Below are 16,205 nucleotides of genomic sequence, written 5' to 3' on the forward strand. Positions count from 1 at the left end.
AGTTATGTTGATCTCGCCACCAGCGGGGCCCGCAAACGTAGCCCGTGGAACCAAGGAGAAGATTTTTGCGCATCGGGAAAATTACGATCGGCTCGATCGGTGAGTGGACGGTGAGCCCGGGCGCGGTGGTCTCGTGGCACCCGACGCCCGCCGCTCGGCAAAAGGCCCGGCAGGCGCCGGTCAGTCCCGTGCCGGTCAGCTACATGCAGGGGCAACATCTTCGGGGTTACCACCGCCAAACTTCCTCGGGGCTCGACTATTCGCGGCAAATCATCGCCACCTGCGAGATTCCCGGCCAGTGCGACATCTCCGCCATGAACGACGCGCTCAACGCGTACTTGCGTCGCCATGACACGTACCGCAGTTGGTTCGAGTACACCGACACCGGAGACATCGTCCGGCATACCATCGATGATCCTGGGGATATCGAATTCGCGCCGACGCACCACGGCGAATTGGCGATCGAAGACTTGCACGCCCATGTGGTCGCCACGCCCGATCCGTTCAACTGGGAGTGCTTCAGTTTCGGGATCGTTCAAAACGAGGATCACTTCACCTTCTACTCGAGCATTGATCACGTCCACGGGGACGCTGCGCTGATCGGCATCACGATGGCGGAGTCCCATACGATGTATTCAGCTTTGACGAGCGGCGCCGGGCCCCTTGCGCTGCCCGCCGCCGGCAGCTTTGACGATTTCTGTGTCGAAGAACTCCGGTACACATCGGATTTGACGCTGGATTCGCTGCAGGTGCGCTCGTGGATCGACTTCGCGGAGAACAACAATGGAAGCCTGCCGGAGTTCCCGCTGCCGTTGGGTAATCCACTGGAGCCGACCAAGAGTGACATGATCACGGACACCCTGATGGACGCGGCGCAAACCGCGAGATTCGAATCGGCCTGCTCGGCGGCCGGTGCCCGCTTCGTCGGCGGCCTCTTCGCCTGCCTCGCCCAGGTGGAACATGAATTCACGGGTGCCGCCACGTATTACGGACTCACTCCCAGGGATACCCGCAGAAGTTCGGACAATTTCATGACTCAGGGCTGGTTCACCGGCCTGGTTCCGATCACCGTCCCCATAGCCGCCGTGTCCTTCGGTGACGCCGCGTGGGCGGCGCAGAATTCTTTTGATTCGAGCCTGGACATGGCCAGGGTGCCGTATTACCGCGTGCTGGAATTGGCCCCCTGGCTGAGCAGACCCCGCCCGAACTTCCCGGTATCGAATTTCTTTCATGCGGACGCCGCTCCGATGAATGCCGTGCTCGCGGCTGCCGAGATGGGTTATGCGAACCAGATCGGAATCTATTCCGACGGAAGATATTCGTATCAACTGACGATCTATATCTTCCGATACTACGAGGGCACCGCGATGGCGATAATGTTTCCCGACAACGCGGTTGCCCGAAAATCGGTTTCCCGCTACGTCGCAGCGATGAAGTCCGTGTGCATGCGGGTCGCCGACAGCGGGCACTGGGGGCGCGTTGCGTAGCGAGGAGTAAAACGATGGCTGGTGCTTTATTCCGGATGAGCCATCTCCGGCCGGCCGGGTGGTCGATGTGCGACGGCTAGCCGATTTCGTGGCGCGGTGGCCCGGCGCGGTGATCGGGCTGTGGGTGGTCATTGCGGTCGCACTGCCGCTGACATTGCCGACCCTGAACGAGATGGCACAGCGGCATCCGCTCGCGATGTTGCCCGCGGGGGCGCCGTCGAGCGTCGCCGCCCGAAAGATGACCGAGGCGTTTCACGAATCGGGCGCCGATGATCTGCTCGTGGTGGTCCTCACCGACGAGAAAGGGCTTGGGCCCGCCGACGAGGCCGCCTACCGCAAGCTGGTGTCCGCGCTGCACGGGGACACGCGCGACGTGCTGATGCTGCAGGATTTCGTGAGCACGCCGTCCCTGCGCCCGGCCCTGACCAGCAAAGACCACAAGTCGTGGGTGCTGCCGGTCGGCATTGCCGGCGAACTGGGCACGCCCAAGTCCTACGCCGCGTACACCCGCGTCGCCGACGTCGTCAAACACAGCGTCGCGGGCAGCCCGCTGACGGCGAACCTCACCGGGCCCGCGGCCACCGTCGGCGACCTCACCGTCGCGGGGGAGCGGGACCGCCTCCCGATCGAACTTGCGATCGCCGGCCTTGTCCTCGTCGTCCTGTTGATCATTTACCGCAACCCGCTCACCATGCTGCTCCCCCTGATCGCGATCGGGGCGTCGTTGGTGATCGCGCAGGCCGTGGTGGCTGGAATCTCCCAGTTCAGCGGCCTGGGCGTGTCGAACCAGTCCATCATCTTCCTGAGCGCGATGATCGCCGGCGCGGGAACCGATTACGCGGTCTTCCTCATCAGCCGCTATCACGACTATCTGCGGCTCGGCGCGGACCACCACGAAGCGGTACAGCGGGCGTTGATCTCGATCGGAAAAGTGATCGCCGCGTCCGCGGCCACGGTGGGGATCACCTTCCTCGGAATGAGCTTCGCCCGCATGGGCGTGTTTTCCACGGTCGGGGTGTCCTCGGCCATCGGGATCGGCGTCGCGTTCCTCGCGGCGATGACCTTGCTTCCCGCCATCCTCGTGGTGGCCGGGCCGCGCGGATGGGTCAAACCGTCGCGCGAACTGACCGCCCGGTTTTGGCGACGGTCGGGGATACGCATCGTGCGCCGGCCGAGGATTCATCTGGTCGCCAGCGTGCTGGTGTTGATCATCCTCGCCAGCTGCGCGGGCCTGGTGCGCTACAACTACGACGACCGCAAAGCCCTGCGGGCGTCGGCCCCGAGTTCGGTCGGATACGCCGCGCTGGATCGCCATTTCCCGGTCAACCAGTCCATTCCCGAGTACATCCTGGTCCAGTCCCCGCACGACCTGCGCACACCGCGTGCGCTCGCGGATCTGGAGCAGATGGCCAGCCGGGTGGGCCAACTGCCGAACATCGCTGCGGTCAGCGGCGTCACCCGGCCCGCCGGAGCCGTGCCGGAGCAGTTCAGGGCGACGTATCAGGCCGGCGCGGTCGGCGCTCGCCTGGGCGCCGGTTCCGCCGTGATCAACGACCACACCGACGAGCTGAACCGGCTGGTCGCCGGGGCGAACACGCTGGCCGACAACCTCGGCGACGTGCGCGGGCAGGTCAACCAGATGGTCGCCGGGATGCAGGGCCTGACCGACGCTTTCACGTCGATGAGAAGCCAGTACGGCGGCGACAAACTGGTCAGGGAAGTCGTCACGGCGGCCAAGCTGGTCAACAGCATCAACTCGCTCGGCCATACCATCGGCGTGAACTTCGCGGCCGTCAAGGACATGTTCGCCTGGGTGGCCCCGGTGCTGGTGGCACTCGAGGGCAACCAGGTCTGCGATGCCGACCCCTCCTGCAGCGCCACCCGGGTCCAGTTCGAGCGCGTGGTCAACGCGCGCGGCGACGGAAGCCTCGACCAGATCAACGAGCTGGCCGGACAGCTGCAGGCATTCCAGGACAGGCAGACCCTCAACGCGTCGGTCGATCATCTACGTGCCGCGCTCACCAGCTTCGTCAAGGCGCTGCGCGCCATGGGGCTGGACCAACCGGGTGGGCTGCAAGCCGATCTGAACCATCTCCAGCAAGGCGCCGACCGGTTCGCGGGTGGCAGCCGGCAAGTGGCCGACGGCGTGGACCAGCTCGTCGACCAGATCAAGCAGATGGGCGCCGGCCTCGGTGAGGCCTCGGCGTTTCTCCTGACGCTGAAACGCGACGCGGCCGACCCGTCGATGGCGGGGTTCAACGTTCCGGCGCAGCTCTTGCACATGGACGAGTTCAAGAAGGCGGCTAAGGCGTTCGTCTCGCCGGACGGGCACTCCGTGCGGTACCTGGTCCAAACCAAACTCAATCCGTTCAGCGCCGAGGCGATGGATCAGGTCGATGCGATCACCCACACCGCCCGGGAAGCCCAACCGAACACCGCGCTGGCGGACGCCTCCGTATCGATGGTGGGTTATCCCGTCACGCTGCGTGACACCCGCGATTTTTACGAGCACGACATCAGATTCATCATCGCCGTCACCATCATCGTGGTGCTACTGACGTTGATCGCGCTCCTGCGCGCCGTCGTCGCACCGCTGTATCTGGTGGCTTCCGTCGTCATCTCGTACCTGTCGGCGGTCGGCATCGGCGTCCTGATCTTCCAAGTGGTCCTCGGCCAGCAATTACATTGGAGCGTGCCCCCGTTGGCCTTCGTGGTGTTGGTCGCGGTCGGGGCCGACTACAACATGCTGTTCATCTCGCGAATGCGTGACGAATCCCCGCACAGCATGCGTTACGGCATCATCCGCACCCTGGGTTCGACCGGCGGGGTGATCACCGCGGCCGGTTTGATCTTCGCCGCCTCGATGTGGGGGCTGGTGTTTTCCAGCATCAGCACCGTCGTCCAGGGCGGTGTGGTGATCGGCATCGGAATCTTGCTCGACACCTTCCTGGTGCGCACCGTAACCGTGCCCGCGCTGGCTACGCTGGTCGGGCGGGCGAGCTGGTGGCCGTCGCGACTGGGATCGCGGCGGTCGCGCCCACCCTCAGCGGTCGGGCATGTGGAGTAGGGAGGCCGCCCGGCCCGGGGTTGGCGAGGTCCGCGCGCGGTATGCGACACTAACGGAGTCGAGCAGGCGGGAAGTGGCGATGCAGAAACTACTCGCAGGGGTTGCGGCCCTGGTAACCCTCAGTGCCACAGGATGTTTCGGCTTTGGGATCGCGACGGCCGACGACGCACCGGGCGACGGGACTCCCGCCGACGGAACGGCGTACGCACTTGGCGGCGCTCACGTCCCGGGTATTCCCTACGACGAGTACGGCCGGCGCCTGGGTGCCGGATGGTTCCCGGGGCTGAAACGGGAGATCATCAACTACCCGGCGGGGCAGGTTCAGGGCCACGTGCTCGAGCGGCTCTTTCCGGGCATAGGGCGGCTGGATGAAGCCTTCCCGGGCCTGGGCGTGGACGGGCCCAGCGTCGGTGAGTCGGTCGCCGTCGGCGCCGACAACCTGGACGCGGCGATCCGCCGAGGTGGCCCGGGAGCCGCGATCGGCCTGTCCGAGGGCTCGCTCGTGCTCGACGCGGAGCAGGCTCGGCTCGCCAACGATCCGACCGCTCCCCCGCCAAATCAATTGGTGTTCAGCACGTTTGGAAATCCGGTGGGACGTCACGCTTTCGGCGAGAGCTTCCTGACCTCCGTGTTCCCGGTGGGCGCGGTCGTTCCCGCGCTCGACTACCGCATACCGCCTCCGGTGGAAAGCCAATACGACACCAAGGCGTTCGTCGCCGCGTACGACATGATCGCCGACTTCCCCGACCGGCCGGACAACCTGTTGGCGCTCGCCAACACGCTGGTGGGCGAGGCGACGGGCCATACGGCGGTTGCGTTCACCGACCCGAGCATGGTGCCGCCGCAGAACGTCAGGACGACCGTCAACTCCAAGGGCGCGACGACCACGACGTATCTGATTCCCGAGAGACACCTGCCGCTGGTATTGCCGCTGGGCTACCTCGGGGTACCCGAAGACGTGTTGAATCGGCTCGACGCCGAGCTGACACCCATGGTGAACGCGGGATATTCGCGCAACGACGACCCACTGACCGCTCCAGTTCAAGTGGATCCGGTGCGTGGCTTTGACCCCGCCGCCGTGATCGCACCGGCCAGTCAGGCCACCTTCGGCGGTGGCGCCGATCCTTTTTCGCAGCTGTTGTCCAGCTCCATGGCCGCGTTCAATCAGGGCAACCGCTGACCGGATAGCCGGTTCCCACAAGCCCACGGCGGCCGTCGGCGATAATGGCTCGCATTCGGCCACGTCAAAGGAGACGCGATGAGCAAGCCCCCGACAGACCGTCCGCTGCGGGTGATCCAGTGGACGACCGGGAATATCGGGCGACGTTCGCTGCACGCGATCATCGGCAGAGCGGACATGGAGCTGGTGGGGGTGTACGCGCATGGCGCGGACAAGATCGGGGTGGACGCCGCCGAACTGGCCGGCTGGCCCGAACCGACCGGGGTCCGGGCGACGAACGACGTCGACGCGCTGATTGCCCTGGGCGCGGACGCGTGTTGCTATAACCCGTTGTGGCCCAACGTCGATGAGCTGGTGCGGCTGCTGGAGGCGGGCGTCAACGTGTGCTCCAGCGCGGCCTGGATCACGGGGGGCAAGCAGACACCCGAGGACCGCGAACGCATCGTCGATGCCTGCAAACGAGGCGGTGCGACGATCTTCGGCAGCGGGGCGCACCCGGGCATGACCAACATGGTCGGGATGGTGCTCAGCGGCGCCTGCGAACGCGTCGACGAGATCCGCATCACCGAGTCGGTTGACTGCTCGACCTACGAATCGGCGGAAACCCAAACGGCGATGGGCTTCTCGCAGGACCCCGATACGCCGGGGCTCGCCGAAACGGTGCGGCGCGAAAGCGAGGTCTTCGCCGAATCCGCCGCCATGATGGCCGACGCGATCGGGGCGAAGCTGGACCGGATGACCTTCGACGTGACCTTCACCGCGGCCACCGGCGATTCCGATCTGGGCTTCATGCGGATCCCCGCGGGGACGGTGGGCGGCGTCTACGGCTACCACCGCGGCTGGGAGGGCGACCGCAACGTGGTCAGCGTGGGCTTCAACTGGACCATGGGCGACCACGTGGTGCCGCCGAAACCGCTGGAGCACGGCCACGTCATCCAGGTGTTCGGGTTGCCCAACATGCGCACCGTCCTGCATTGCCTGCCGCCGAAGGATTGGACGGAGCCCGGGTTCATGGGACTGGGAATGATCTACACGGCGATGCCGGTTACGAATGCCGTCCCGGCCGTCGTCGCCGCCGAACCAGGGATCGTGACGCTCGCCGATCTTCCACCGGTGACCGGCCGGGTGGCCCGTTAGGCACCCAGCACCATATGCCGTTCGCCACATCGAGGCCCCGGAGGAACGCTTGCGTGCACTAAGGTTTAGAGTGCTTAGCTGAGCAAAGCGTCGGGCGACAGCGGTGTCGTCGGCGAGGTGGTGAGCTTTGCGGCAGCGCCGGGGTGGCGGTTAGCGGAAGGCGGTCAGGTGGTGGCAGGTCCAGACTCGGGTCCACGTACCGGCGCCGTAGGCCGCCTTCTCAAACGCGCATGGATACCGCTGGTCTTGGTGGTGGTTCTGGCCGTTTCGGCGTTGATCGTGTCGCGGCTCCACAAGATTTTCGGCTCGCAAGATCTCAACGCGAACGCGGGCAAGGGGATCGAAATCGTGCAGTTCAACCCGAAGGTCGTGGTCTACGACGTCACCGGGCCGCCCGGCGCGACGGCCAACATCAACTACTGGGACGAGAACGCCAACACCCATCAGGTCAACGCGGCGCCGTTGCCGTGGTCGGCCACCATCTCGACGACCTTGCCGTCGGTGAGCGCCAACATCATGGCGCAGAGCGACAGCAGTGAGATCAGCTGCAAGATCACCGTGGACGGCGTCGTCCGCGAACAGCAGAATTCCAGCGGCCACAATGCCCAGACGTTCTGCCTGGTGAAGTCCGCATGAGCGACGCGAACAACAGGGGCCCCGTGGACACTGCGGACACCGCGGACACCGGCCCGATCAGGACACCGGCCCAAGCCAAGGCCGAGCGCGGTCACCGGCCCTACCTTCCCCACTCGATCCGCATCTTCGCGGTGCCGATCATCGTGGGCTGGGTGTTCGTCACCGTTCTGGTGAACGTCATCGTCCCCACCCTGGAGAAGGTCGGCGAGGCCCACTCGGCGCCGATGACGCCGCTCGACGCGCCGTCGATGAAGGCGATGATGCGCCTGGGCCACAACTTCCGCGAATTCGACTCCAACAGCACGGTGATGATCGTCCTGGAAGGCCAGCAACCGCTTGGCCAGGACGCGCACCAGTACTACGACAAGCTGATTCGAGACCTCCGCAAGGATCCCCAGCACATCCAGCACATCCAGGACTTCTGGGGTGACCGGCTCACCGCGGCGGGCGCGCAGAGCGCCGACTCCAAGGGCGCCTACGTGATGATCAACCTGGCCGGCAATCAGGGCACCACGCTGGCCAACGAATCCGTGGACGCGGTGCGCAAGGTGATCGACGAGAACAAGGCGCCGCCGGGCGTCAAGGCCTACGTCACCGGTCCGGCGGCGCTGTCCGACGACATGCACATCATCGGTAACGCCAGCCTGGCCAAGATCACGCTGTTCACGCTGGGCGCCATCGCGATCATGCTGCTGCTGGTCTACCGGTCCATCGTCACCACCCTGGTCCAGCTGTTCATGACCTTTGTCGCACTGGCCTGTTCGCGGGGCGTCGTCGCGGTTCTGGCGTACCACAACGCGTTCGGGCTCACCACCTTCGCCGCCAACATCCTCACCATGCTGGCGATCGCGGCCGGGACCGACTACGGCATCTTCCTCGTCGGCCGCTACCAAGAAGCTTTGCGCGCAGGCGAGGACCGAGAAACCGCGTACTACACCACCTTCAAAGGGGTGGCCCCCGTTGTGCTGGGGTCGGGCCTGACCATCGCCGGTGCCACCTACTGCCTGAGCTTCACGCGGCTGCCCTGGTTCAACACCATGGGCGCACCCGTCGCGATCGGCATGCTGGTGGTAGTGCTCGCCGGGCTCACGCTGGGCCCGGCAGTCGTCTTCGTGGGCAGTCGCTTTCACTTCTTCGAGTCCAAACGCGCGGCCAAGGGCGGGCGGCTGTGGCGGCGGGTCGGCACCGCGGTCGTGCGCTGGCCCGCACCGGTGTTGGCCGTCAGCGCCGCCGTCGTGTTGGTCGGCATGATCGCCCTGCCGAGCTACAAGACGAGCTACAACGACCGCTACTACCTGCCGACGTCCGCGCCGTCCAATCTCGGGCAAGCGGCCGCCGACCGGCATTTCTCGCAGGCCCGGATGAACCCCGACATGCTGATGGTCGAATCCGACCATGACATGCGAAACCCGGCCGACATGCTGGTGTTGGACCGGGTGGCCAAGAACGAGATGCGCACGCTGGGCATCGCCATGGTTCAGGACATCACCCGGCCGCTGGGCATTCCGATTCAGCACAGCTCGATACCGTTCCAGAACAGCATCCAGAGTCAGACGACGATGCAGAACATGGGCTTCCTCAAGGAGCGCATCGCCGACATCCTGAAGATGGCCGACGACCTGCAGACCCAGATCGACACCACGCAGCGCCAATACGAGGTGTCGCTGGACCTGGCCCAGGCCGCGGACGACAGCGCAAAGACCACGGCGGTGACGTCGCAGATCACCGACACCCTGCGGGACCACATCGCGGATTTCGACGACACCTTCCGGCCGGTGCGCTCGTACTTCTATTGGGAGCGGCACTGTTACGACATCCCGGTGTGCATCGGGTTGCGGTCCCTGTTCGACACGTTCGACGGGTTCGACCAGCTCGCCGAGCAGTTCCACTACCTCACAACCGACATCCAGCACACCGCCAAAGCCTCGCGCGACCTGACGGAGCTGTTTCCCACGCTGATCGCCACGCTGAAGACGACGCGGGGCATCACGCTCACCCTGTACCAGACGTTCAAGGCGATGATCAATCAGATGGAGGCGATGAGCAACACCGCGATCGTGATGGGCCAAAGCTTCGACGCGTCGAAGAACGACGACTTCTTCTACCTGCCACCGGAGGCCTTCGACAACCCCGATTTCCAGACGGGCCTTCGCATGTTCTTGTCACCCGACGGTAAGTCGGCGCGCTTCTTCATCACACACCAGAGCGATCCGATGACGCCCGAAGGCATTTCGCGCGTCGACGCCGAGCGCACCGCCGCGCAGGAGGCGCTGAAACAGTCGTCGCTGTCGGATGCCCGGATCTATCTCGGCGGGACCGCGCCGACGTTCCGGGACATGGCCGACGGCGAGAAATACGACCTGATGATCGCCGTGGTGTCGGCCCTGACGCTGATCTTCATGATCATGCTGCTACTCACCCGGAGTGTGGTGGCCGCGCTGGTGATCGTGGGCACGGCGGCCAGCTCGATCGCGGCGTCGTTCGGGCTCTCCGTGCTCATCTGGCAGGATCTGTTCGGCATCAGGATCCACTGGATCGTCATGGCGCTGTCGGTCATCATCCTGTTGGCCGTCGGGTCCGACTACAACCTGCTGCTGGTGTCCCGGTTCAAAGAAGAGATCCATGCCGGGCTCAAGACCGGGATCATCCGGTCGATGGCCGGCACCGGTGGGGTGGTGACGGCTGCGGGCCTGGTGTTCGCTTTCACCATGGCCTCGATGCTCGGCAGCGACTTGCGCGTGCTCGGCCAGTTCGGGTCGACGGTCTGCATCGGTCTGCTGCTCGACACCCTGATCGTGCGGACCCTGCTGATGCCGTCGATCGCGACGCTGCTGGGGCGGTGGTTCTGGTGGCCGCAGGTGGTGCATCCGCGCGGCGACAACGCCCGGCGCGCCGTGCCGGCTTAGGTCGGCAGCTGTACACAGACCGCGACGGCCCCGGCGCCGACGTGTAACGCCAGTACGGGCCCCAACGGGGTGATGATCGCCGGCTCGCACGCCGGCAGCCGCTGCGCCAGCGTCGCCGCCACCTCCTTGGCGCCGTCCGGGTTGGCGACGTGATGGACCGCCAGGGCGGCGGGGCTGTCGCCCGCCACCTGACAGACCCGGTCGATCATCGCCTCCGTCGCGTGAGTGACGGTGCGGACGCGTTGCGCCAGAACGAGTTTGCCGTCGTCGATGCGCAGCAGCGGCTTGAGCGCCAGCGCGGTGCCCAGCCAGGCCTTGGCCCCACCGATCCGTCCACTGCGGCGCAGGTTGTCCAGCCGGTGCACCACCATGAACGCATGGCTGTGTCGCACCGCCAGCTTCGCGGCGTCGGCCACGGTGTCGAGGTCCGCCCCGGCGGCCGCGGCCCGCGCGGCGGCCAACGCGACGAAGCCCGTGCCCATCGCGGTCGACCTCGAGTCGACGACGCGAACGTGCGGGTCGAGGTCCGCGGCGGTCCGTTCGGCGGCGCCGCAGGTTCCCGACAGCGCGGACGAAAGGTGCACCGCCACCACGCCGTCCCCGCCACTGTCGGCCAGTGCCTGCTGGTAGGCGTCCGCCAATTCGGCGGGTGTGGCCGCCGCGGTGGTGGCGTGGCGCTTGTAGACGTCGTCGGGAATCTCGTCCACGCCGTCGCGCAGATCCACACCGTCGAGCAGAATGTGCAGCGGCACAACGCGGATCGCCCACTTGTCCAACAGATCGGCCGGCAAGCGCGCCGACGCGTCGGTCACCACCACGACAGGCACGGCGTTACCCGCGCGGCTTGTCGGTCGCCACTTTAGCCTTCTGCAAGGCCTCGGCCAGCGCCTTGAGCATCAACTCGGCTACCGCCTGGTGGGCTTCGAAATTCCAGTGAATGCCGTCGGGGTTTCCCCGCCCACTCATGATGTGTTCGGCCACAGCGGCTTTGAGATCCACCAGGGGAACATCGTGGCTTTGGGCCCACTCGGTGATCGCCGCCGCGGTTCCCGGGCGGCCGTGATGGGCGCGGGCGTAGGTGTCGGCGATGTGCACCGACGGCAGGGACGCCACGATGGGAATGCCGGGGCGGTTGAAGTCGATTGCACCGCGCGTTTGTTCGAGGTACTCGGCGCTGAGGTGCGGGGGCAGCGCGGACCGGGCCACCGGTGAGAGTCTGGGCTGCAGCCAGCCGTAGCCGTCGCGGACCCAGCGCCGCAGCCGGGGCGGGCGCACGTAGCGGATCAACTCGCGCAGGGCCGTCGGCAGCACCGACGGCAGCGAATCCATGCCACCGGTCGCGAAGATCACGGCGCCGGCCCTGGGTAGCGCGGCCCAGGCGCGCGGGTCCTGGGTGGCCGCCCACCAGATGTCTCGGCAGGTCCAGCCGATGCGGCCGATGAGCTCGACATCCCAACCGAGTTGTGCGGCAACGATATTCGGCCAGATACGGGGATCGTCAGCGGGCAGGCCGCCGGTGGGTCCGTAGTAGGCCAACGAGTCGGCGAATATCAGCAGGGTGGGCCGGGCCTCAGAGGACATCGTTGGACACCTGCGCCGAAGCGTTCCACACGTCGAGCCGCCAGCGGATGGCGTCGAAATCCGGGTCTCCGGCCTCGGGTTCGTCCGAATGGCCGGACAGCTGCACCCAGCTGGCGTTGCCCATGCCGCCCAATGTCGGCCAGTTGGGCACGGGAAGCTTCAACAGCGCGGCGGACAGCGCGGCGATCAGGCCACCGTGAGCCACCAGCACCACGGGCCGGTCCGCATGCTGCTGGTCGCCCCATTCCGGCTCGCCGGAAGCCAATTCGGCGACCAACGGCACGCTGCGGGCGGCGACGTCGACCCGGCTCTCGCCGCCGTGCGGTGCCCAGGTGGCGTCTTCTCGCCAGGCCAGCCGGGCACCGGGGGCCTGCGCGTCGACCTCGGTGTGCGTCAATCCCTGCCAGTCGCCCAGATGGGTCTCCCGCAGCCGCGGGTCCACCCGGATCGGCAGGCCGGTTCGCTCCCCCAGCCTGACCGCCGTGTCGTAGGCGCGATGCAGATCCGACGACACGATCAGCAACGGCTGCAGCTTGCCCAGCACCTCGGCGGCGGCGATCGCTTGCGCCCGGCCGAGTTCGCTGAGTTGGGAATCCAGCTGGCCCTGCATCCGGCTGCCCGCGTTGAACTCGGTCTGCCCGTGCCGCAGCATGATCAGGCGACGAATGGTCATTGCGTGCCCGCTGAGTCTTCGGGGACCTCGGCCAGGTCCACCGGCACCACCGGACAGTCACCCCACAACCGGTCCAGGGCATAGAAGTCGCGGTCGTCCTGGTGTTGGATGTGCACCACGATGTCGCGGTAGTCCAACAGCGTCCAGCGCCCCTCTCGCGTGCCCTCGCGGCGCGCCGGCTTGTAACCGGCGCGGCGCATTTTCTCCTCGACCTCGTCGACGATGGCGTTGACCTGCCGCTCGTTGGAGGCCGACGCGATGACGAAGCAGTCCGTGATGACCAGCTGGCCCGACACGTCGATCACGACGACGTCGTCGGCCAGCTTCGAGGCGGCCGCGCCGGCCGCCACGGTCGCCATGTCGATGGCTTCCCGGGTGGCGGTCACGTGTTGTTCCCCGCGGGCAGGGTCGAGCGGCTCACGGTGCCCTTCGATTCTTCGCCGGCGCGATACAGCCGGCGCTTGGAGACGTACTGCACGACGCCGTCGGGCATCAGGTACCACAGGGGTCGGCGCTGCTCGGCGCGCAGCCGGCAATCGGTCGACGAGATCGCCAGCGCCGGGATCTCCACGAGCGTCAGGACGTCGTCAGCCAGCTCGCCCAGCACGCCGGTGACGTGTTCACGGCGCAGCTCGTATCCGGGCCGGCTGACGCCGACGAACCTTGCCAAGTCAAACATCTCCTGCCAGCCCTGCCACGACAGGATCGAGGCGAGCGCGTCGGCGCCGGTGATGAAGTACAGCTGCGAATCGGGGTTGAGGGCGTGCAGATCCCGCAGCGTATCCTTGGTGTAGGTGGGCCCGGCGCGGTCGATGTCGACGCGGCTCACCGAGAAGCGGGGGTTGGACGCGGTGGCGATCACGGTCATCAGGTACCGGTCCTCCGCGGCGGAAACATGCCGATCCTTCTGCCAGGGCTGGCCGCTGGGCACGAACACCACTTCGTCGAGGTCGAACAGGTCGGCGACCTCGCTGGCCGCGACCAGGTGCCCGTAATGGATGGGATCGAATGTCCCACCCATCACACCCAGCCTGCGCAGCTCCTTTTGCACGATTTGCCAGCTTACTTGAGCCGGCGGTCCGGCCCGATTTCTCAGCCCGGCCGCGGGTTGGTCGAGGTTGTCTCTGTGAGGCGGGCACAACGACACACGCCCGGCCCGGGGGCTAGTGGGGCTGATGTGACAGCTGGCCGCGCAGTGGCTTAAACCGGCAGCAGCTGGTCGATCACCGCGGCGAGCTGCTTGGCCGACCGGCACTCGTGCATCGCGATGACCTCTTGGTAGCGCGGCACCGCCGAGTCGCCGCTCCCCCACAGGTGCCTGGGCTCGGGATTGAGCCAGTGGGCGTGCCGGCTCGCGGTCACCATGTGCGACAACAGTTCGGTCTCCGGGTTGCGGTAGTTCGTGCGGCCGTCCCCGAGCACCAGCAGCGAGCTGCGCGGCGACAGCACATTGGGGAACGCCTGCACGAACGACGCGAACGCGTTGCCGTAGTCGGAATGCCCGTCGCGGCTGTACACCCCGGCCTCCCGGGTGATCCGCTGGATCGCCACGGCCAGATCGGCATCGGGGGAGAACATGTGCGTCACCTCGTCGGTGGTGTCGATGAAGGCGAACACCCGGACGCGCGAAAACTGTTGGCGCAAAGCGTGTACCAGCAGCAGGGTGAAATGGCTGAACCCGGCCACGGAGCCGGACACGTCGCACAGCACCACCAATTCGGGTCGCGCCGGGCGGGGTTTGGCCAGCACGACGTCGATCGGCACCCCGCCGGTGGACATCGACTTGCGCAGCGTCTTGCGCAGGTCGATCGCCCCGGCGCGGCTGCGTCGCCGCCGGGCGGCCAGCCGGGTGGCCAGGGTGCGGGCCAGCGGGGCCACGACCCGTTGCATCTGGCGCAGCTGCTCACCGGAGGCGCGCAGGAACTCGACGTTCTCGGAAAGCTGTGGGATGCCGTACATCTGCACGTGGTCGCGGCCGAGCTGTTCGGCGGTGCGCCGTTTGGTCTCGGCGTCGACCAGCTTGCGCAGCTGCGTGATCCGCTGCGCGGCCAGCGCTTTGGCGATCTGCTCCTGGGTGGGTGTCGGTTCGTCGCCATAGGGCGCCAGCAGCCCGGCCAGTAACTTGCCCTCCAATTCGTCCAGCGCCATCGCCTTGAGCGCCTGGTACGAGGAGAACGACGGGCCGCGGCTGGAACTGTATTTGCCATACGCCTCGACGATGCGCGCGATCATCTCGACCAGCCGATCGTCCATGCCGGCGAGGTCGGGGTTCTCGGTGAGCAGGTCGATCAGCATCTGGCGCATCGCCTCGACGTCGTCGGGCGGCAACGAGTCGTCGCCCGGCGCCCCGTCGCCGTCCTCGTCGGTGACCACGGCGCGTGCGCCCAGCGCAGCGGGGAACCACAGGTCGAACATGGCGTCGTAGGTCTCGCGGTGATCGGGGCGGCGCAGCACGGCGCAGGCGACACCTTCGCGCAGCACTTCACGGTCGCTCAAACCCAGGGTGGCCATCACCCGGCCGGCGTCCACGGTCTCCGACGGACCAACCGAAATGCCAACCCCGCGAAGCGCTTCCACGAAACCGACCAGATGCCCGGGCAGTCCGTGCGGGGCGAGCGGCCGGGTCGGCCGGATGCGGCGAGGGGCCATCGGTGCGTTCCTAGTTCAACCGGAGCTCGCCGGTCGCGCGCTGCTGGTCGGATTGATGTTTGAGGACCACGCCGAGGGTGGCGGCGACGACGGAGTCGTCGATGGTGTCCAGGCCCAACGCGAGTAACGTGCGGCCCCAGTCGATCGTCTCGGCGATGGACGGCACCTTCTTGAGTTGCATGCCGCGCAACACGCCGATGATGCGCACCAGTTCCTCGGCGAGGTGCTGCGGCAACTCGGGTACCCGCGACAACAGGATGCGGCGTTCCAATTCAGGGCTGGGAAAGTCGATGTGCAAGAACAGGCATCGACGCTTGAGGGCCTCGGACAGTTCCCGGGTGGCGTTGGAGGTCAGCAGCACGAACGGTGTCCGCTCCGCGGCAATCGTCCCCAGTTCCGGGACGGTCACCGCGAAGTCGGAAAGCACCTCGAGTAGCAAGCCCTCGATTTCGATGTCGGCCTTGTCGGTTTCGTCGATCAGCAGAACCGTGGGCTCGGTGCGCCGGATCGCCGTCAACAGCGGGCGCTGCAGCAGAAATTCCTCGCTGAACACGTCGTCCTTGGTCTGATCCCAGTCGCCCGAGCCCGCCTGAATACGAAGTATCTGCTTGGCGTGGTTCCACTCATAGAGGGCGCGGGCCTCGTCCACCCCCTCGTAGCACTGCAGGCGGACCAGCCCCGAGCCGGTCGCCTGGGCGACGGCGCGGGCCAGCTCGGTCTTGCCCACACCGGCGGGGCCCTCCACCAGCAGCGGTTTGCCCAACCGGTCGGCCAGGAACACCGCGGTCGCGGTGGCGGTGTCGGGCAGGTATCCGGTCTCGGCCAACCGTCGCGAAACGTCTTCGATGTCGGCGAACAACGGCTTGGGCCGGGCGGGCACGCTCACTAT

The 16,205-nt window shown here is 66.6% G+C and carries 13 protein-coding genes; 6 read left to right on the plus strand and 7 right to left on the minus strand.

What is annotated here, in order from left to right; all coding sequences use genetic code 11:
* The first annotated feature begins 65 nt into the window (after positions 1 to 65).
* The 6 genes from G6N51_RS10475 to G6N51_RS10500 all read left to right on the plus strand — a co-directional run bounded on the left by G6N51_RS10475 (position 66) and on the right by G6N51_RS10500 (position 10,413).
* Positions 66 to 1,487 (plus strand): condensation domain-containing protein, encoded by a 1,422-nt coding sequence (locus tag G6N51_RS10475; protein WP_083168806.1) that lies wholly within the window; start codon positions 66 to 68, stop codon positions 1,485 to 1,487.
* A gap of 67 nt (positions 1,488 to 1,554) precedes the next feature.
* Positions 1,555 to 4,554: an MMPL/RND family transporter gene (locus tag G6N51_RS10480; RefSeq protein WP_264054052.1), complete on the plus strand. Its 3,000-nt coding sequence runs from the start codon at positions 1,555 to 1,557 to the stop codon at positions 4,552 to 4,554.
* 79 nt (positions 4,555 to 4,633) lie between these two features.
* Positions 4,634 to 5,734, plus strand: a complete 1,101-nt coding sequence (gene pe, locus G6N51_RS10485) for an acyltransferase PE (protein WP_083168803.1) — start codon at positions 4,634 to 4,636, stop codon at positions 5,732 to 5,734.
* Between the two features lie 78 nt (positions 5,735 to 5,812).
* A complete protein-coding gene (locus G6N51_RS10490; RefSeq protein WP_083168800.1) occupies positions 5,813 to 6,871 on the plus strand; it encodes an NAD(P)H-dependent amine dehydrogenase family protein in 1,059 nt (352 codons plus the stop codon).
* 168 nt (positions 6,872 to 7,039) lie between these two features.
* Positions 7,040 to 7,507, plus strand: coding sequence for an MmpS family transport accessory protein (locus G6N51_RS10495; protein ID WP_174814307.1), 468 nt, complete (start codon positions 7,040 to 7,042; stop codon positions 7,505 to 7,507).
* Entirely contained in the window at positions 7,504 to 10,413 is a 2,910-nt protein-coding gene (locus G6N51_RS10500) for an MMPL/RND family transporter (protein WP_083168797.1), read from the plus strand. The genes G6N51_RS10495 and G6N51_RS10500 overlap by 4 nt, the downstream gene beginning before the upstream one ends.
* Here the strand turns inward: G6N51_RS10500 and G6N51_RS10505 are convergent.
* The 7 genes from G6N51_RS10505 to G6N51_RS10535 form a co-directional block, all read right to left on the minus strand.
* Entirely contained in the window at positions 10,410 to 11,240 is an 831-nt protein-coding gene (locus G6N51_RS10505; protein ID WP_083168794.1) for a DegV family protein, read from the minus strand. The two genes, G6N51_RS10500 and G6N51_RS10505, sit on opposite strands and share 4 nt — an antisense overlap.
* A 4-nt stretch (positions 11,241 to 11,244) precedes the next feature.
* The gene (gene octT / locus G6N51_RS10510; RefSeq protein ID WP_083168791.1) at positions 11,245 to 11,994 is read right to left on the minus strand and encodes a diglucosylglycerate octanoyltransferase; all 750 of its coding nucleotides are present in this window, start codon (positions 11,992 to 11,994) and stop codon (positions 11,245 to 11,247) included.
* Positions 11,984 to 12,667: a glucosyl-3-phosphoglycerate phosphatase gene (gene gpgP / locus G6N51_RS10515; RefSeq protein ID WP_083168788.1), complete on the minus strand. Its 684-nt coding sequence runs from the start codon at positions 12,665 to 12,667 to the stop codon at positions 11,984 to 11,986. The genes octT and gpgP overlap by 11 nt, the downstream gene beginning before the upstream one ends.
* Entirely contained in the window at positions 12,664 to 13,053 is a 390-nt protein-coding gene (gene rsfS, locus G6N51_RS10520) for a ribosome silencing factor (RefSeq protein WP_083168785.1), read from the minus strand. The genes gpgP and rsfS overlap by 4 nt, the downstream gene beginning before the upstream one ends.
* Positions 13,050 to 13,706, minus strand: a complete 657-nt coding sequence (nadD, locus tag G6N51_RS10525) for a nicotinate-nucleotide adenylyltransferase (protein WP_264054095.1) — start codon at positions 13,704 to 13,706, stop codon at positions 13,050 to 13,052. The genes rsfS and nadD overlap by 4 nt, the downstream gene beginning before the upstream one ends.
* A 161-nt stretch (positions 13,707 to 13,867) precedes the next feature.
* A complete protein-coding gene (locus G6N51_RS10530; RefSeq protein ID WP_083168780.1) occupies positions 13,868 to 15,316 on the minus strand; it encodes a vWA domain-containing protein in 1,449 nt (482 codons plus the stop codon).
* A gap of 10 nt (positions 15,317 to 15,326) precedes the next feature.
* On the minus strand, positions 15,327 to 16,202 hold the full coding sequence (locus tag G6N51_RS10535; RefSeq protein WP_083168777.1) for an AAA family ATPase: 876 nt from the start codon (positions 16,200 to 16,202) through the stop codon (positions 15,327 to 15,329).
* Positions 16,203 to 16,205: the final 3 nt, after the last annotated feature.

Origin of the sequence: Mycobacterium paraseoulense (assembly GCF_010731655.1) — a bacterium.
Lineage (GTDB): Bacteria > Actinomycetota > Actinomycetes > Mycobacteriales > Mycobacteriaceae > Mycobacterium > Mycobacterium paraseoulense.

Bases quoted from the DNA above. Each gene is read 5' to 3' on its own strand.
- pe (WP_083168803.1), top strand. From the start codon at position 4,634: ATGCAGAAACTACTCGCAGGGGTTGCGGCCCTGGTAACCCTCAGTGCC.
- G6N51_RS10490 (WP_083168800.1), top strand. From the start codon at position 5,813: ATGAGCAAGCCCCCGACAGACCGTCCGCTGCGGGTGATCCAGTGGACG.
- G6N51_RS10500 (WP_083168797.1), top strand. From the start codon at position 7,504: ATGAGCGACGCGAACAACAGGGGCCCCGTGGACACTGCGGACACCGCG.
- octT (WP_083168791.1), bottom strand. From the start codon at position 11,994: ATGTCCTCTGAGGCCCGGCCCACCCTGCTGATATTCGCCGACTCGTTG.
- gpgP (WP_083168788.1), bottom strand. From the start codon at position 12,667: ATGACCATTCGTCGCCTGATCATGCTGCGGCACGGGCAGACCGAGTTC.
- G6N51_RS10530 (WP_083168780.1), bottom strand. From the start codon at position 15,316: ATGGCCCCTCGCCGCATCCGGCCGACCCGGCCGCTCGCCCCGCACGGA.